Source organism: Massilia sp. MP_M2 (genome assembly GCF_039123635.1).
Lineage (GTDB): Bacteria > Pseudomonadota > Gammaproteobacteria > Burkholderiales > Burkholderiaceae_D > Telluria.
The window spans coordinates 200,403-215,999 of record NZ_JBCHJF010000008.1 but is presented as its reverse complement, the minus strand read 5'-3'; the positions used below and the strand labels follow the sequence as shown (position 1 = coordinate 215,999).

Sequence of the window (15,597 nt, the reverse complement as noted above, 5' to 3'; positions counted from 1 at the left end):
CTGCGCAGGGGTACCCGCGCAGGCATGACACTTTACCATGCCCGCCCTCCCCGGCGGCGTCCTCAACGACCGAGTTGTCCCAACCGGCGCGCCACAAAGGCCTGGAGTTCCGGCGAGAGCGTGCCGCTGGCCTCGGCCTGCGCAAACGCGGCGCGGCTTTCGGCATCGCGCTTGTCGGCCTGCAGCGCGATGCCCAGGCCCATCCACCAGACGCCATTGCCAGGCGAGCGCTTGAGCGCGGCCTGGTAATGTTCGGCCGCTTCACGTGTGCGTCCTTCGCGCTGCAGCACGCCGGCCAGAAATGCGTGGTACTCGCCATTGCCGGCGGCATAGGGCAGCGTGCGCGTCAAGGTATCGATGGCGGGCCCGCCCCGTTCGAGCTGCAGGCGTGCCAGCAGCATCGCCAGTGCCGGCTGACGCGCGTCGAGCGCGAGCGCCGCCTGCAACTGGCGCATCGCATCGTCCGGACGGCCCGCTTCGATCAGCAGGCCCACCAGCGTCTGGCGCGCTGCTTCGTGGCGTGGATCGATCTGCAGAGCCGCCTGCAGCGTGGCGATGGCCTCGGTCACGCGGCCGTCTTCCAGCACGCCGAGCGCACGCCGGTAGGCGTTTTCGGCCCGTTGCGCCGGCGTGTCGGTGCGACCGGCAGCTGGCGCAGCCGGTACATTCTTGGCCACGGACACCGTGCGTGGCGCGGGCCTGGTGCTTGGTGGCGTTGCGACCGGGGCGGTACGCCTGGCTGCTTGGGCCGGTGCTGTTGTCGGCTCCGGCGGCGGTGCCGGTGTCGGCTCCGGCTCCGGTTCTGGCGCCGGCATCTGCTTTGGCACCAGCGCCGCCGGCGCCACATCAACAACCTGCACCGGCGCTGCCGCCGGCATGTCGACCAATACCGCCGTGCGCGCCGCGACTGGCGCAGCGGCCAGCACGGCGGGCGCTGGCGTCGGCGGCGTCTGCAGCATCTTCCAACCGACCACACCGGCGCCGAGCGCCAGCAGCGCGCCGCCGACGAGCGCCGCGCGCAGCACCGGTCCCCGGCGCTCCGGTGCAGCTACCGGTCGCACATCCGCCGGCAGCGGCGCCGCGCCGGGCTGGCCGGCGCGCGCATCGAGGTCCTTGAGCATCTTGTTAATCAGGCTCATGGCGCCACTACCCAGGCAAACACACCGAGGGCGCCAATGACGACCGCGCCGCCCGTGAGCCACTGGCGGATCGCGCGGCCCACGCCCACGGTATCGCGGGCGGCAATCGCGACGTGCCCGCCCGCGACCTGCTGCTTGCCCTGGCCATAACTGAGCATCATCGCCTTGTGCGCCATGATGTTGACCAGGCGCGGCACGCCGCCGCTGGCCTTGTACAGGCTGCGGATCGCGGCGCTGGAAAACAGCCGCGCGCCCGTGAAGCCGGCCACGCGCAGCCGGTGCGCCACGTAGAAATCGATATCGTCGCGATTCAACGGGCCCAGGTGGTAATGGAACGTGATGCGCTGGGCCAGCTGGCGGATCGAATCGAGCTGGAGCTTGCGATTGAGTTCGGGCTGCCCGAACAGGACAATCTGCAGCAGCTTGCGTTTTTCGGTTTCGAGGTTCGTCAGCAGCCGCAGGGCTTCCAGGCTGTCGACGGGGATGGCCTGCGCTTCGTCCAGGCACAGCACCACGCGCAGGTCCTGCGCGGCCAGCGCCAGCAGGCGCAGATTGATCGCCTTGAGCAGCTGGTGCTGGTCGACGTCGCGCTCGAGCTCGATCTCCAGTTCGTCGGCCAGCGCCAGCATCAAGGTGCGCGGTTCGAGATACGGGTTCGGGATGTAGGCCGTGACGAACCCCTCACCCAGCGTCGCCATGAACTTGCGGCACAGGAGCGTCTTGCCGGTGCCGACTTCGCCCGTGATCTTGATGAAGCCTTCGCCGCTGCGCGCCGCGACCAGAAGCGTGTTGAGGGCCTCCTGCGAGCGCGGGCTGCCGAAGAAGAAGCTGGTGTCCGGCGTGATCCCGAACGGCAGCTCGCGCAGGCCGAAATGCGCCGCGTACATCAGTCACCGCCCCGGCCGGATGCACGGCTACGCGGATCGAGCTGCTCGATGCGGCGGCTCGCGTCCATCATGTCTTCGCTCCAGTCGCTGGCGCCTTCGACGATGGTCGGCTTGATCAAGACCACCAGTTCGCGCTTCTGGTTGGTCCGGTTCTTGTTGCGAAACAGGTTACCCAGGAGCGGAATCTTGTCGGCGCCCGGCAGCTGGTCGGTGTCGCCGGTGGACGCCTGGCGCATCAAGCCGCCGATCGCAACGACTTGCCCATTGCGGCCGCGCACGATGCTGTCGAGTTCCGACGTGCTCGATGCCGCCAGCGGCAGGCGCAGCGTGCCGCCCGAACCCAGGTCGACATCCTTGTTGACGGTCGTGACCTGGCTGACCGACGGGTGCACGTGCAGCAGGATATTGCCGTTGGCGTCGATCTGCGGCGTCACGTCGAGCACGACGCCCGAAAAGAACGGCTGCACCGTGACGCTCGGGCTGACGATGCTGCCGTTGTCGCCGGTCGTGATGTTGTTGGTCACGCCGGTGACGAAGAATTCATCGGTACCGATCTTGAGCACGGCCTTCTGGTTGTTCACGGCGGCGATGCGGGGGCTCGAGAGCACGTGCACGCTGCCTTGCGATTCGAGGAACGTGATCAGCGCCGCGAAGTTATTCGTCTGGAACGCAAACCCAAACAGCGAACCGGCCGCCGTCGCGGCATTCGACAACGAAAAGCCGGTGCTGGCCGCGAGGCCCTGGCCGTTGCTGATGAGGGCCGGCTGACCGCCCGTGTACGGCAGCGGCGCCAGATTGGTGCCGGGCGAGATGATGCCGCCCGAGACGCGGTTGGCGTGCGCGCCCCGGAACGACGCGAACGAGGCCCAGTTGATGCCGCTCTGGAAGCTGTCGTTCAGTTCCACCTCGAGGATCTTGGCTTCCAGGATCACCTGGCGGTCGACCGACAGCTGGGTGGCCTTCAGGTAGGCGTCGACGTTGCGCAATTCGTCCGGCATCGCGCGGATCACGAGCACGCCCGATTGCGGACTGACGACGACGCTGCGGCCGCCTTCGGTCGAACCGACGATGGCGGCGATCGACAGTTTCAAATCGCCCCAGAAATCGTTGTCCGAGCGCGTACGCACGTCGGTGCTGTTGGTCTGGGTCTGGCCGTTGCTGTTGTTATTATTATTGTTATTGTTATTGTTGCCGTTCTGGTTGCCGTTGTTCTGGCCGCCGTTGTTGCCGCCGCCGCTGTTGTTGTTGTTGTTATTGTTGTTGCCATTGCCGGCGTCGGCCACCGACGTCGACGACACGCGCAGGTTGGACGTGCCGCTGCGCTGCGCCGTCAGGTAATTCACATGGAACATGCGGGTCTGCATCGTCAGCGGGCGGATCGCGATGCGGGCGCCGTCGATCTTGTAATCGTAGCCGTACATGTCGCGCACCGCTTCCAGCGTTTCGACCAGCGTCACGTCCTTCAGGTTGGCGCTGATATTGCCCGTCACCTCGGGGTGCACCAGCATGTTGTAGCGGGTGCCGGCCACGATCGAGCGGAAGAACTGCTGCGCCGGCACGTTGTTGAAGGCGACGTTGAAGCGCTCTTCCAGCGCGGCCCTGGCTTTCGGCAACTGGCTGGCCAGCGTCGCGGCCGGCGGCAGCAACGCATTGGCCACCGCGTCGTCCACCGCAGGACGGGCGCCCTGCTGGGTGCCGGCTTTCGTCAGCTCTTTCGCGATCGCGTCGTAGGTGGTGTTCTGCGGCGCGCTCTGGCAGCCGCCAAGGAGCACGGTGACGGCAAGCGCCACGGCCAGCGCGCGCGGCGCCATTACAAACTTGGGTGTCATGGTGGGTACGTACTTCATCGGTTAGCGGGCAACCGGCGTCATGCCGGACAGCGGTGCATCCATGCGCAGCACCTGGCGCGCGTTGCCGCGTACAAGGACCACCTCGCCGGGCTTGATGCTGGTGATGCGTGCGCCCTTGTAACGCTCGCCCAGGCGCAGCGTCTCGCCGTCGATGACGGCCACGTGGCGCCCGCCCGCATGCGGCGCGATCAGCACCGATTGCAGGCGCGGGACGTTGCTTTGCACTGCCGGATCGAGCGCGATCCGGTCCATGCCGGCGGGCGGGCGGGTCGGGTCCTGCAATGGCTGCGCAAGGGCCGGCAGAGCGCACAGTGCGAGGCAGGCCAGCAATGCCTTGGTCAGGTGTTTCACAGCTTCATCCATTGTCGGTCCAGGCTGAGCGTATGCAGCGTGAGCGTCAGGCGCGCGCTCGGGTAGGTTTCCACGTCGAGCCGGGCACGGCCCCAGAACATCCGCGTCGGCATCGCATCCAGTGTGCTCATGTAGTCGACCATGTCAAGATAATTGCCGCGCACCGTGACTTCGACGCCATGCCGGTACAGCAAGGGGATGTCGCCGCCCGCTGCAGGTGCAACACCCGCCCCGGCGGCGGTCGCGGCGGCTGCCATGGCGGCCGGGGCTGCAGGCGCTGGCGCAGCGCCAGGCGCGGCCAGCGGTTCGGCCGGCAACGTGCGCATCGAGACGAGCTTGAGGCGGCCGTTGGCGCGCAGGATGCCTTCGACCAGTGGTGCCATGCGCTCGGGCGGCACCAGGCCGTGTTCGAGCGCCAGCAACTGGCTGCTCAACTGCCCCATCTCTTGCTGCATCGTGTTCAGGCGCGAGCGTGACTGGGCGTCCGGGTCGATCCGCGAACCCTCCACGCGGGCCGTGATCTCGCCATCGATGGCGGCGATGGCCGCCTGCTGCTGATCGATCTGCGTGCGCAGCGCCGCCTGCTGCGCGTCCTGCGGCGCCAGCACCAAGGTGTGCCCGGCAAACACCAGCACCGCGACGGTGGCGCCGAACACCATGCCCCGTTCGCGCAGCGACAGCGCATCCATGCGCGCTGCCAGTTGCCGCGCGCGCTGCTTGATCGATGCGCTCATGGCTGTGGCTCCGCGGCGACCGACTGCAGGCTGAATTCGATATACGGGGCAGCGCGGGTCGCGGCCTGGCCGTCCGCGCCGGGCGCCGCTGCCGGCAGCGCCAGCGGCGCCGCTTCGCCGATCTGCAGGCTGGCGAACGACTTACCCTGCATCAAAGGCTCGCTCGTCAAGCGATTCAGGTAGCCCGGCACCAGCGCCGGATCGAGCGCGCGCCCGCGAATGCCGATCTGCGCGCCGCCCGCATCGACCGTCACGCCGGTCAGCCACAAACCCTGCATGCTCTGACGCGCGAGTGCCTTGAAGTAGCCGGCAAAGCCGTTCGTGTCACCCAGTTCGCCCCGTGCAAGCGCGCCCGACATGTGGCGCATGGCCACCAGCTTGCGGTCAGCGTCGATCAGTTGCCCATCCATCGTGGCGTCCTTCACGCGCGGCGCAAATTCAGCGTTGACGGCGGCCACGCGCGCCTGGCGCGCTTCCAGTTGACGCAGACCGGCATCGGCCTGCTGCTGCAATTGCCCGGTCTGCAGGCTCCCCAACAGCGCCAACCCTGCGATGCCAACAACGACCACGCCGGCGGCCAGCGCCAGCTGCGCCGCTGACAGCACGTGTTTTTGCGGCTGGAATGCGGGGTTGAACAGATTGATTTGCTGGCTCATGCGCCCTCCCCGTCGCGCAGCGCGGCGCCAAGCGCCAGGAAGAAGCGCTGCTGCTGCCCCAGATCGGCCAGCTCGGGCGTGCGCGCGAGGTCGAACAGGCTTGCCAGATTCAGCGTTTCGACCGGGGTGTAGAGGTTGCTCGACAGGTATTCGTCCAGCCCGACTACGGGCGATGGTCCCAGGATGAGCTTGGCGACGCTGATGAACGAATACTGGCGCTCGAAATGGTCGAGCGAGCGTTGCAGTTCGAGCGTGATCTTGTCGAAGCTCGCGTGCTTGCGGTCGTGGTCGGGCTCGAGCAGCTGCGCCAGCGTGACCTCGAAGCGGCGCGACAGGTACAGCTCGCCGCGGTACGACACCGTCAACAGGCCACCGTCGTCACCGAACGACAGCATGGCGATGCCGCGGCCTTCCGGCTCCAGCATGGCCGACACATTGCGCTGGGCCATTTCAGGGATATCGATCGCGGTCAGTTCGACCTTGGCGTCCAAAAACAGTTTCTGGCGCGGCGCGATGATGCTGTTTTTCGCCGCGATGACGAACACCGATTGCTGCGCGCGCGAGTTGGCGTCCAGCGCGATATCGAGCACGTCGATGGTGGCTTCGGCGGCAGGAAAGTCCAGAATATCTTTCAGACGCCAGCGCACGGCCGTTTTCATTTCATCGCGCGGCACGTTCGGGGCTTCGACGTTGAGAATCTGGTAATCACCGCCACGCAGTAACGTCGTGCAGTGACGCACACCCGCCTGGCCGTCGCGACCCGCTTTTTCGATGGTTTCGACACCGGAATTGCCTGGCAAAAATTGTGCGAAACGCACCAGTGGCTTGGCGTCGGGCGCACGCTGGATGCTCGTGATCGCGACGCCGTCGCGCCCAATGGCGACAGCAAGCCAGCCATCCTTTTTCTTCGCTCTTTTAAACAGACGCATGCAAACAGCCAGTGTTGATCGCAGAGTAAGTCGATACCGACGGAAGTCTTGATTATAGACAAGAGTGCCGCAAAGAATCACAAAATGTCGCCGTAGCGGCAAAGAAGCGCGCGCACTGTGGCGCAGATGCGCCGAAAAAGAAAATAGGCGCTGCTCGCGCAGCGCCTAGTTCATTCGACGCGGTGCCGTTTGATCACGCAACCGCTCAATCGCAGGTCACGCCTTGCAAGGTTGACAAGGTCGGCACGCCACCAGCGCCGGAAGGTGGCGTGTAGGTGATGAAGCAATTGGTCATCGACGTAGGAATGTTTTTTGGCTCGATTTTCAGTACGCCGCCCGTCGCGGTTGCCTTGTAATCGTCGCCCAGGCCAGCGGCAGTAGCGAAAGCCTCCGTCGCCGCTGGATAGCCGTTGGTGATGCCGACCGAGGTGCCGCCCTCGACGGTGAACGCCGTTTCATTCGGCGCCACCAGCGCGCGGCCATGCAGCATTGCCGACGATGCGCTCAGCGCGCCACGTGCTGCCTGCAGCGACGCCTTGCGGGCGTCGCCGCTCAAACCGGTAAATTTCGGCAAGGCGGTAGCGGCCAGGATGCCGAGGATGACGATCACGACGATCAGTTCGATCAGCGTGAAACCTGCTTGAGCTGCCTTGTTGAAACCTTTGTTCATCAGTTCTCTCCGAAGATATTGGGCGGACGTTCGAGCGTCCAGTGCTCACGCTGAGCTGCTTGCACCGTGGCGGCGCGCATGCGGATTCAAGTCACTTTAATTCCCCACACCATTATTGGCGCAAGGAAATATATGTCGCAATTCTACCGTGAACTGGTGAATTTCCTATGTCCGTGCAGCAAAACTTTCCAATGAATGCAAAGAAATAATGCTTTGCTGCATGCCTACAACACAAACCGCCAACAGCGACAACGGCCCGTCCGCCGGCGTCGCTCATTTGTTATGCAAGGCGGCATTTCCGAGATCCCAGATTGGCAGGAAAATACCCAGCGCCAGGACGAGGACCATCGCCCCAAGGAAGGAAATCAGGATTGGCTCGATCTGGCTCGACAGCGTCTTGAGTTCGTAATCGACTTCGCGCTCGTACATCTGCGCGATCTCGTCCATCAAGTCGTCGAGCGACCCGGTTTCTTCGCCCACCGCAACCATTTGCAGCACGATCGGCGTGAATACATTGGCGGCAGTCGAGGTGCGCAGGATGCTTTCACCGCGCTCGACGCCGTCACGCATCTGCTCGATCCGTGAACTCAGGTAAGCGTTGTCGGCAGTCTGCGAGACCACGGTCAGTGCCTGCACGATCGGCACGCCGCTGCGCATCGACAGCGCGAAGCTGCGCGCAAAGCGGGCCATGGTCGCCTTGTGGATGATCTTGCCGGCGATCGGCAAGCGCAATTTATACCGGTCCCAGGTCAGGCGCCCCTTCGGCGAGCGTGACCATGCCCGAAAGCCGAAGAAGGCCGCCACCGTGGCGCCCAGCAGCATCGGCCACCAGGCCACGGTGAATTCGGAGCTGGAAAGCAGCACCCGCGTCATCAATGGCAGCTCGGCGCCAAACGACTTGAACACGGCCGCAAATTTGGGAATGACAAACACGTTGACGACAACCATCGCCAGCACCATCGCAATCACGACAAAGGTCGGATAGCGCAGCGCCGTCTTGACGCGGTCGCGCATGTCGCGATCGAACTCGAGGTGATCGAACAGGCGCAGGAAAACCTCCTCCAGGCGCCCCGTCATCTCGCCGACCTTGACCATCGACAGGTAGAACGGTGTGAACACGGTGGGATGGCGCCCCATCGCGATGGACAGCTCGCGGCCGGCGTCGAGCGATTCGCGCAGATCCTTGATGATGCGCGCGAACGACGTGCTGATGGCCGATTCCTGCAGCCCGGCCAGGCCGCGCATGATCGGCACGCCGGATTTGAGCAGCGTGTAGATCTGCCTGCTGAACAGCTGCACGTCCATCGACGTGACCTTTTTTTCGAACAGGCGCTCGCGCCAGCCGGCGCCGCTGCCGCTGCCCGTCACACGCTTGTTGGTCACGCTGATCTCGAGCGGCGTCACGCCGCTGCCGAACAGCTGGTCGGCGACGGCGCCGCTGTCGACGCCTTCGAGCACGCCCTGCAGCAACTCGCCGCGTCCGTCGCGGCCTTTATAGGCAAAAAATGGCATGGTTTATCGGCCCTCGACTCAATCGTCGAACTGGTTACTGACCCGCATCGCCTCGGCGATCGTCGAGCGCCCCTGCACGGCCAGGCTCACCGCATGGCGGCGCAGCGTGTCGCCACGCATTTCGGCCTGGGCCACTTTCAGGAAATGCCCGGGATCGGGATGGTTGACGGCCTCGGTCACGGCGCGCGTCATTTCCAGCAATTCGTAGACGCCGGTGCGGCCCCGGTAGCCGGTGCCATTGCAATGCGAGCAACCCTTGCCGTGGAAGAAGCGTGTCGTCGCCGCCAGCTCCTTCAGTTCCGAGCGCAGCCACTCGACTTCGTTCGCGGCCGGCTGGTAGTCCACCGTGCAGCTCTCGCAGATCACGCGCACCAGGCGCTGGGCCAGCACGGCCTGCAGCGAGCCGCCGACCATGTAGCGCGGCACGCCCATGTCCATCAGGCGCAGCGGCGTGCTGGCGGCGTCGTTCGTGTGCAGCGTCGAGAGCACCAGGTGACCCGTCATGGCGGCGCGCAGGCCGATCTGCGCGGTTTCCTGGTCACGCATCTCGCCCACCAGCACGATGTCCGGGTCTTGCCGCAGCGCCGAGCGCAGCACGCGCGCAAAGGACAGTTCGATCTTGTCGTTGACCTGCACCTGATTGATACCCGAGAGACGGTACTCGACCGGGTCCTCGACCGTGATCAGTTTTTTCTCGACCGAGTTCAATTCGGCCAGCGCGCTGTAGAGCGTCGTCGTCTTGCCGCTACCCGTCGGCCCGGTGACCAGCACCAGTCCGTTGGGGCGCGCGACAATCGCGCGAAAGCGCTCGACCAGGCGCGCCGGCATGCCGATGGCGTCCAGGCGCAGCGTGGTGCCGCCCTGGTTCAGCAGACGCATGACGACCGATTCGCCGTACTGCGTCGGCATCGTCGAGATACGCACATCGATGCGCTGGTTGCGCACCTTGACGGCAAAGCGCCCATCCTGCGGCAGGCGTTTTTCGGAAATGTCCAGGTCGGCCATCAGCTTGAGGCGCAGCGCCAGCGGCGTGGCCACTTTCAGATCGGCCTCGGTTTGCAGATGCAGCAGGCCGTCGATACGGAAGCGGATCTGCAGGCGCCCGTCCTGCGGCTCGATGTGGATGTCCGACGCGCGCACCTGGGCGGCGTCATCGAACACCGATTGCAGCAACTTGACGATCGGCGCTTCTTCGAGGCCCGGATTGGCGGCCAGGGCGCCAAAGTCGATCGACACGTCGCTCAGGTCGGCCTCGACCTCGCGCGCCAAACCGGTGATCTCGCCGGTGCGGCGGTAGATGCGATCGATCGCGCCCAGCACCTCGGTCTCGTTGACCACGGCCAGCTCGACGCCCTTTTTGATCAGGCGCGCGATTTCGTCATAGGCGAACAGGTCGGTCGGATCGGACACGCCCACCAGCATGGCCTCGCCCCGGTCTTCCAGCACCAGCGCGCGAAAACGGCGCGCGGCCGTCTCCGGCAACAGCCGCACCAGATCGGCATTGATGTTATAGAACTTGAGATTGATGTACGGGATGTCGAGCTGGCGCGCCAGTGCGCCGGAAATCTGGTCCTCGGTGACAAAGCCGCTTTCAACGAAAACGCGCCCGAGCTTGCGACCGGTACGCTTCTGGTCGGCAAGGGCCTGTTGGAGTTGTTCTTCACTCAACAGCTTTTGCTGCATCAATACTTCGCCGAGACGCACTTTCTCTGGCCTTGCCATACCGTTCCTTGGTCAAATTCTTGCAGCGTTGATTCTATGCCAGAAAGAATATAAATTGACTCAAGGAATTAAAATGTGTCGGCTTTTGGCGTCAGTGTTGCTTACGATCGATGGCGAAACGACATCAAACCGCGCAATCCACGCATTCCAGACTGACAAACCCGGCGCCACGCCAACGGCGCCCCAAATGCACATGGCGCCAGACGAGGCTGGCGCCATGCTTTGTCGCGCGGGCATCGATACTGCCCCGCACTGCCTGTCAGGAACGCTTACTTGGCCTTGCGACGACGACCGATCATGCCCACGCCAGCCAGGCCGGCCAGCATCAGTGCGATCGTGCCCGGCTCAGGCACTTCGTTGATCTCGTCTGGCAGGACCTGGGCCGGATCGACGCCAGGCACGGCCGCGACCGGCTCCGTCACTGGCTGGGTCGCATCGCCACCGCCCGTCTCGCCCGTGCCAGGGGGCAAACTGACATCGACGTTGCCACTGCCACCGGCAGTTGGTGTGCCACCGTCGCCGGCGCCACTGCCGGTCGAGCCGCCGCCTGCCGAGCCACCAACCGCCGACCCACCACCTGCCGAGCCACCAGCCGTCGAGCCACCGCCCGAGGCGCTACCGCCACCGACTGCGGCGCCGCCGCCGGCAGTACCGCCAGCCGCAGGCGACGTCGCGCCGCTGCCGCTCTGGCCTGTTTGCCCCTGCACGATCTTGACGCCGTCGCCATCATTGATGACCGCGACCGAGTTGCCAAAGCGTGCCGCCAGCAGGCCGTTACCGGCGCTGAGCACATAGCTGGCATCGATGCCTTGCTGGACGAACAGTTTTTGTGCATCCGACTGCGAGAGGCTGGCGCTGGCTTTGCCGACGAGAACCGACGTCAGGTCCGTATTGGCACTATGTGCAATGCCGCCGACCAAGCTGACACCGCTACCGAATACACCGGAGCCGATGACACTGGAACCATTGCCTGCAGTCCAGCCGCTCTGAAACGCAGGCTGCGAGGCTGAAGAGACGACATCAGCCTGGGCTGCGCCGGCGGAGATCAGAAGCGAAGCAACAACAAGGTGGCGAATTGACATGAAAGTAACTCCTGGGAAAGTAAAAATTATTATTTTTGCAAGCACGAAGTCATCCTAGCATGCCTTATCGAAAGGCAACTGCTTCCACCAAACAAACCGTGCGCCCCACTTTCCGGAAGTATTTAGTTGATTTTGCCTATTTATTTAAATAACGTAGGCCGCAAACCAATTTTTTTCGCAATACTGAAAATAAAGCCGGCCGCTGCCATATTTGCAACTTCGATTCTTTAATGACAATTCTAGTATTATTTTGTCACCACCAACCTTCGCCACTGTGGTGCAAATGAAAAAAGGCTGCATCCCGACGGATGCAGCCTTGGTTTGACTGGCACGACACTGTCGCGCCAGGAACGTGATGCTTACTTGACGCTGGCGCTGGCGGCGCCGCCGGCAGGAGTGACCACGACCATATACGGCATGACGCGTGAGGCCATCCGTGCATCCGTCTTGAGCATCTCTACCTCATCAGCGAGGATATTGGCCGCCTCTTGCAGCATGACGTCCTTGGCATCCTTGGCCGCTTTTTCGGCTGCCAGTTCAGACTGCAGATTGCGCTCGTCCGCCTGCAGGCCGTCATCCTGACGCGGCGCACCGCGCACGGCGACCACTGTTTTCTTGGCCTTGGTCGGATCCGGCGCTTCGGCGCGCTTTTCCTTGCTGCCCGGACCGCTGGCAGGTTCGTCCGGCGTCACCGACGTGCCGCCCAGGCGGGCTTCACGCAGCTTCGAACGGGCATCCTGCGTATCGCGCTCCTTGCGGCGCACGGTTTCATTCAGCGAAATCACGTTTTCCTTGCGCAGCTTGAGCACTTCGGCGATGTCTTCCTGCAGGAACTGGAAGTCCTTGTCCTTGGCGATGCGCGCTTCATGACGTTGCTGCAGCGGCGCCACCAGTTCTTTCAGGTCGCCGGCCGGCATGTAGGTAGCAGGCTTGATCGCCACCCATGGCAGCGCGTTGTCGTACGACGATTCGCCAAAGCTGTCGAGGTCAGTCATGACGGGCAGCTTGATGTCCGGCGTCACGCCGCGCAACTGCGTGGTGCCACCATTGATGCGGAAGAACTGGGCGATCGTCATCTTGAGCTCGCCGTAGCGGGCTTTTTCACCCGGCGCGAAACGGTCGAGATCGATCAGCGTCTGGACCGTGCCCTTGCCGAAGCTCGGCTCGCCGATGACGAGGCCGCGACCGTAATCCTGGATCGCCGCCGCGAAAATCTCGGACGCCGAGGCCGAGCCACGGTTGATCAGCACGCCCATCGGGCCATCCCACGCCAGGCCGGCCTTGACGTCGCTTTCGACTTCGACGCGGCCTTCCGCCGTGCGCTGCATGACGACCGGGCCCTTGTCGATGAACAGACCCGTCAGTTCGACGGCCTCGGTCAGCGAACCGCCGCCGTTATTGCGCAAGTCGATCAGGACATTGTCGACCTTGTCTTTCTTGAGTTCGACCAGGATGCGCTCGACGTCGCGCGTGGCGCTGCGGAAGTCTTTTTCACCCTTGCGACGGCCTTCGAAGTCTTGATAGAAGGTCGGCAGCGCGATCACACCGATGCGGCGCTCGACACCGTTTTCCTTGACCTTGATGATCGACTTCTTGGCAGCCTGCTCTTCCATGCTGATCTTGTTGCGGACCATCGACACGCTCACGTGCTTGGCATCGACGCCGCCGTCGCCCGGGATCACGTCCAGGCGCACTGTCGTGCCCTTCTCGCCGCGCACCAGCGCGACCACATCATCCAGGCGCCAGCCGAGCACGTCGGTGAACGGTGCATTGCCCTGCGCGACGCCGACGATACGGTCACCAACCTTGAGCTTGCCGGACTTTTCGGCCGGGCTGCCAGGCACGACTTCGCGGATGACCGTGTAGTCGTCGCGCGACTGCAGCACGCAGCCGATGCCTTCGAGCGACAGGCGCATCGCGATATCGAAGTTGTCGGCCGAGCGCGGACCAAGGTAATTGGTGTGCGGCTCGATGGCGGTGGCATACGCGTTCATGAACATCTGGAACACGTCTTCGTTGTTCAGCTTGCCGATGCGGTTGACGTAGTTCTCATAACGTTTGTCCAGCGTTTCGCGGATCGATTTATCGTCCTTGCCGGCGAGCTTCAGACGCAGCCAGTCGTTCTTGACGCGCTTGCGCCACAGATCCTGGATTTCGTCTTCGCTCTTGGCCCACGATGCTTTTTCGCGGTCCAGCTGCATCGTTTCTTCGCTCGCGAAGTCGAACGTGCCCTTGAGCAGGCCACGGGCGTACGCCATGCGTTCGCCAAAGCGCTTCTGGTACAGGTTGTAGATCGAAAATGGCGCGCTCAGGTCTTCGTTGTTGATGGCGTCGTCCATCTTCGTGCGCAGGGCGCCGAAGCCGTCGAGGTCTGCCTGGACGAAATACAGCTTTTCGCCGTCGAGACCTTCGAAGTACTTATCGAAGATCTTGGCCGACATGGCGTCGTCGAGCGGCACCGGGCTGTAGTGATAGCGGCCCAGCACGCGCGAGGCCCACAGGGCGGCTTGGGTCTGGGCGGCGATTGGCTTCATGTCGCCGCGAATGGCGGGGGTGGCGGATTTGCCGGCGGGCTTGGCTGCAGACTTCGCCGAATCGGCGGGCTTGGCCGGAGCCGGTGGCGTTGCGACGGCAGCAGATTTCTCGGGCTGCGCGGTCACCACATGGGCGGACATGGCAAACGCCATGGCGGCGAGGAGCACGTGCTTCTTCATTCTGCGATTCTCCGAACGGGATTCCTGTTGCGGTTGCGGCATGGCGCAAGGCAAACCTGCCATACCGCGCTTTTCGGTCCATTCTACAGGTAGAACGGCGCGCCAGCGGCAGCCTGACCCGCGTGCGGCGCCGCAAATGCAATCAATTAAGGTTGCCGTAAGCCTGTCCTGGCCTCTGTATTTACCCTTTGACAAGCCCCGCCAGCGCATCGCTGTAATACCAGAGCAGAGCGAGCAAGACCAGCAGCGGCGCCCACGGCCACGAGCGGGCGGCAAGCTTCCAGTCGACGGGCGATGGCCAGAACGACAAAAACTGTGGCGCCAGAAATACCATCAGCGCCAGATCGACCGGCTCGAACGCCAGACCGTGGCGCGTGCGCCACCAGGCCACGCCCAGCGGCACGAACAGCACCAGGAGCGGCGCCAGCGCGGCCGGGGCCGCGTTGTACCAGCGCAGGTTGGCAAAGGTGACCGAGCCGAGTTCCCAGTTGTGCCCACGGGCCTTGCTGCCCCTGGCCCGCTTGATGCGGCGCGGCAGGACGCTCATCCCGACTGGCTCGGCATTGGTGAGCAGGCCCACCGAGAAATGCGCCAGCTCGTGGCACAGCGTGCCAGCGGCGGTGAAGACGAAAAAGACCGGGTGCGCGGCCGCAGCGATCCACAGCAGGAAGGCCAGCGCAACTGACGGAATCAGGTAGATCAGGATGTCGAGCGATGGCGCTGCCACGGCGCAGGCGGCGGCGGGAAGCCAGGCGCTGCAGCCGCCGGCCATGGTGTCAGCGTGCGTAGAAGCAGCGCCCGCACGCCTGGCGGTAGCTTTCGTTGCCGCCGATGCTGACCTGCTCGCCTTCGCGGATCCGGCGCCCCTGCTCGTCGACGCGGATATTCATCGTGGCCTTCTTGCCGCAGGTGCAGATGTTCTTGATTTCCTCGATATCGTCGGCCAGCGCCAGCAGATAGGCCGAGCCGGGGAACGGCTCGCCGCGAAAGTCGCTGCGCAGGCCATAGCAGATGACGGGCACGCCGCGCAGCTGGGCCAGCTGGTGCAGCTGGCTGACCTGGGCCGCCGTCAGGAATTGCGATTCGTCCACCAGCAGGCAGGCCACGTTCTCGACCTGGTCGAGGAAGTTCGTGTCTGCGTGAAACACTTCGGCTGAACGCTGCGCCCCGAGGCGCGACGTGATCACGCCGACGCCATAGCGGTTGTCGATTGCCGCCGTGTAGAGCTTGACCTGCTGGCCCTGCTCTTCGTAGTTGTGCGCGACCTGCAACAGGGCCGTCGATTTGCCGGCGTTCATCGCCGAGTACCTGAAATAAAGTTTGGCCACTGCCCTGTCCTGCCTGTCTGTCC

At 64.1% G+C, this 15,597-nt stretch carries 14 protein-coding genes; all 14 read right to left on the bottom strand.

The genetic code is table 11. The features are described from left to right. Positions 1–62: 62 nt before the first annotated feature. Positions 63–1,139, bottom strand: a complete 1,077-nt coding sequence (locus RCH14_RS17560; RefSeq protein WP_343027390.1) for a tetratricopeptide repeat protein — start codon at positions 1,137–1,139, stop codon at positions 63–65. After that, positions 1,136–2,026 (bottom strand): AAA family ATPase, encoded by an 891-nt coding sequence (locus tag RCH14_RS17555; protein ID WP_343027389.1) that lies wholly within the window; start codon positions 2,024–2,026, stop codon positions 1,136–1,138. Before RCH14_RS17555 ends, RCH14_RS17560 begins: the two co-directional genes overlap by 4 nt. Then, positions 2,026–3,855: a pilus (MSHA type) biogenesis protein MshL gene (gene mshL, locus RCH14_RS17550; RefSeq protein WP_343027388.1), complete on the bottom strand. Its 1,830-nt coding sequence runs from the start codon at positions 3,853–3,855 to the stop codon at positions 2,026–2,028. Before mshL ends, RCH14_RS17555 begins: the two co-directional genes overlap by 1 nt. Positions 3,856–3,876: 21 nt before the next feature. Next, entirely contained in the window at positions 3,877–4,239 is a 363-nt protein-coding gene (locus RCH14_RS17545) for a hypothetical protein (RefSeq protein ID WP_343027387.1), read from the bottom strand. Beyond that, positions 4,224–4,961 carry a hypothetical protein gene (locus RCH14_RS17540; RefSeq protein WP_343027386.1) on the bottom strand — a complete coding sequence of 246 codons (738 nt, stop codon included), beginning with the start codon at positions 4,959–4,961 and terminating at the stop codon, positions 4,224–4,226. The genes RCH14_RS17545 and RCH14_RS17540 overlap by 16 nt, the downstream gene beginning before the upstream one ends. Beyond that, entirely contained in the window at positions 4,958–5,617 is a 660-nt protein-coding gene (locus tag RCH14_RS17535; protein ID WP_343027385.1) for a PilN domain-containing protein, read from the bottom strand. The genes RCH14_RS17540 and RCH14_RS17535 overlap by 4 nt, the downstream gene beginning before the upstream one ends. Next, entirely contained in the window at positions 5,614–6,546 is a 933-nt protein-coding gene (locus RCH14_RS17530; protein WP_343027384.1) for an agglutinin biogenesis protein MshI, read from the bottom strand. The genes RCH14_RS17535 and RCH14_RS17530 overlap by 4 nt, the downstream gene beginning before the upstream one ends. 205 nt (positions 6,547–6,751) lie before the next feature. Then, entirely contained in the window at positions 6,752–7,216 is a 465-nt protein-coding gene (locus RCH14_RS17525; protein ID WP_343027383.1) for a type II secretion system protein, read from the bottom strand. 273 nt (positions 7,217–7,489) lie between these two features. Next, positions 7,490–8,728: a type II secretion system F family protein gene (locus RCH14_RS17520; protein ID WP_343027382.1), complete on the bottom strand. Its 1,239-nt coding sequence runs from the start codon at positions 8,726–8,728 to the stop codon at positions 7,490–7,492. An 18-nt stretch (positions 8,729–8,746) separates the two neighbouring features. Then, positions 8,747–10,450, bottom strand: a complete 1,704-nt coding sequence (locus RCH14_RS17515) for a GspE/PulE family protein (protein WP_343027381.1) — start codon at positions 10,448–10,450, stop codon at positions 8,747–8,749. 269 nt (positions 10,451–10,719) lie between these two features. Further along, on the bottom strand, positions 10,720–11,532 hold the full coding sequence (locus RCH14_RS17510; RefSeq protein ID WP_343027380.1) for a PEP-CTERM sorting domain-containing protein: 813 nt from the start codon (positions 11,530–11,532) through the stop codon (positions 10,720–10,722). 359 nt (positions 11,533–11,891) lie between these two features. Continuing rightward, positions 11,892–14,246, bottom strand: coding sequence for a carboxy terminal-processing peptidase (locus tag RCH14_RS17505; protein ID WP_343027379.1), 2,355 nt, complete (start codon positions 14,244–14,246; stop codon positions 11,892–11,894). 181 nt (positions 14,247–14,427) lie between these two features. Continuing rightward, positions 14,428–15,018 carry a hypothetical protein gene (locus RCH14_RS17500; protein ID WP_343027378.1) on the bottom strand — a complete coding sequence of 197 codons (591 nt, stop codon included), beginning with the start codon at positions 15,016–15,018 and terminating at the stop codon, positions 14,428–14,430. Positions 15,019–15,022: 4 nt separating this feature from the next. Next, on the bottom strand, positions 15,023–15,574 hold the full coding sequence (locus RCH14_RS17495) for a thymidine kinase (protein ID WP_343027377.1): 552 nt from the start codon (positions 15,572–15,574) through the stop codon (positions 15,023–15,025). Positions 15,575–15,597 lie beyond the last annotated feature (23 nt).

Bases quoted from the DNA above. Each gene is read 5' to 3' on its own strand.
- RCH14_RS17560 (WP_343027390.1), bottom strand. From the start codon at position 1,139: ATGAGCCTGATTAACAAGATGCTCAAGGACCTCGATGCGCGCGCCGGC.
- RCH14_RS17555 (WP_343027389.1), bottom strand. From the start codon at position 2,026: ATGTACGCGGCGCATTTCGGCCTGCGCGAGCTGCCGTTCGGGATCACG.
- mshL (WP_343027388.1), bottom strand. From the start codon at position 3,855: ATGACACCCAAGTTTGTAATGGCGCCGCGCGCGCTGGCCGTGGCGCTT.
- RCH14_RS17545 (WP_343027387.1), bottom strand. From the start codon at position 4,239: ATGGATGAAGCTGTGAAACACCTGACCAAGGCATTGCTGGCCTGCCTC.
- RCH14_RS17540 (WP_343027386.1), bottom strand. From the start codon at position 4,961: ATGAGCGCATCGATCAAGCAGCGCGCGCGGCAACTGGCAGCGCGCATG.
- RCH14_RS17535 (WP_343027385.1), bottom strand. From the start codon at position 5,617: ATGAGCCAGCAAATCAATCTGTTCAACCCCGCATTCCAGCCGCAAAAA.
- RCH14_RS17530 (WP_343027384.1), bottom strand. From the start codon at position 6,546: ATGCGTCTGTTTAAAAGAGCGAAGAAAAAGGATGGCTGGCTTGCTGTC.
- RCH14_RS17525 (WP_343027383.1), bottom strand. From the start codon at position 7,216: ATGAACAAAGGTTTCAACAAGGCAGCTCAAGCAGGTTTCACGCTGATC.
- RCH14_RS17520 (WP_343027382.1), bottom strand. From the start codon at position 8,728: ATGCCATTTTTTGCCTATAAAGGCCGCGACGGACGCGGCGAGTTGCTG.
- RCH14_RS17515 (WP_343027381.1), bottom strand. From the start codon at position 10,450: ATGGCAAGGCCAGAGAAAGTGCGTCTCGGCGAAGTATTGATGCAGCAA.
- RCH14_RS17510 (WP_343027380.1), bottom strand. From the start codon at position 11,532: ATGTCAATTCGCCACCTTGTTGTTGCTTCGCTTCTGATCTCCGCCGGC.
- RCH14_RS17505 (WP_343027379.1), bottom strand. From the start codon at position 14,246: ATGAAGAAGCACGTGCTCCTCGCCGCCATGGCGTTTGCCATGTCCGCC.
- RCH14_RS17500 (WP_343027378.1), bottom strand. From the start codon at position 15,018: ATGGCCGGCGGCTGCAGCGCCTGGCTTCCCGCCGCCGCCTGCGCCGTG.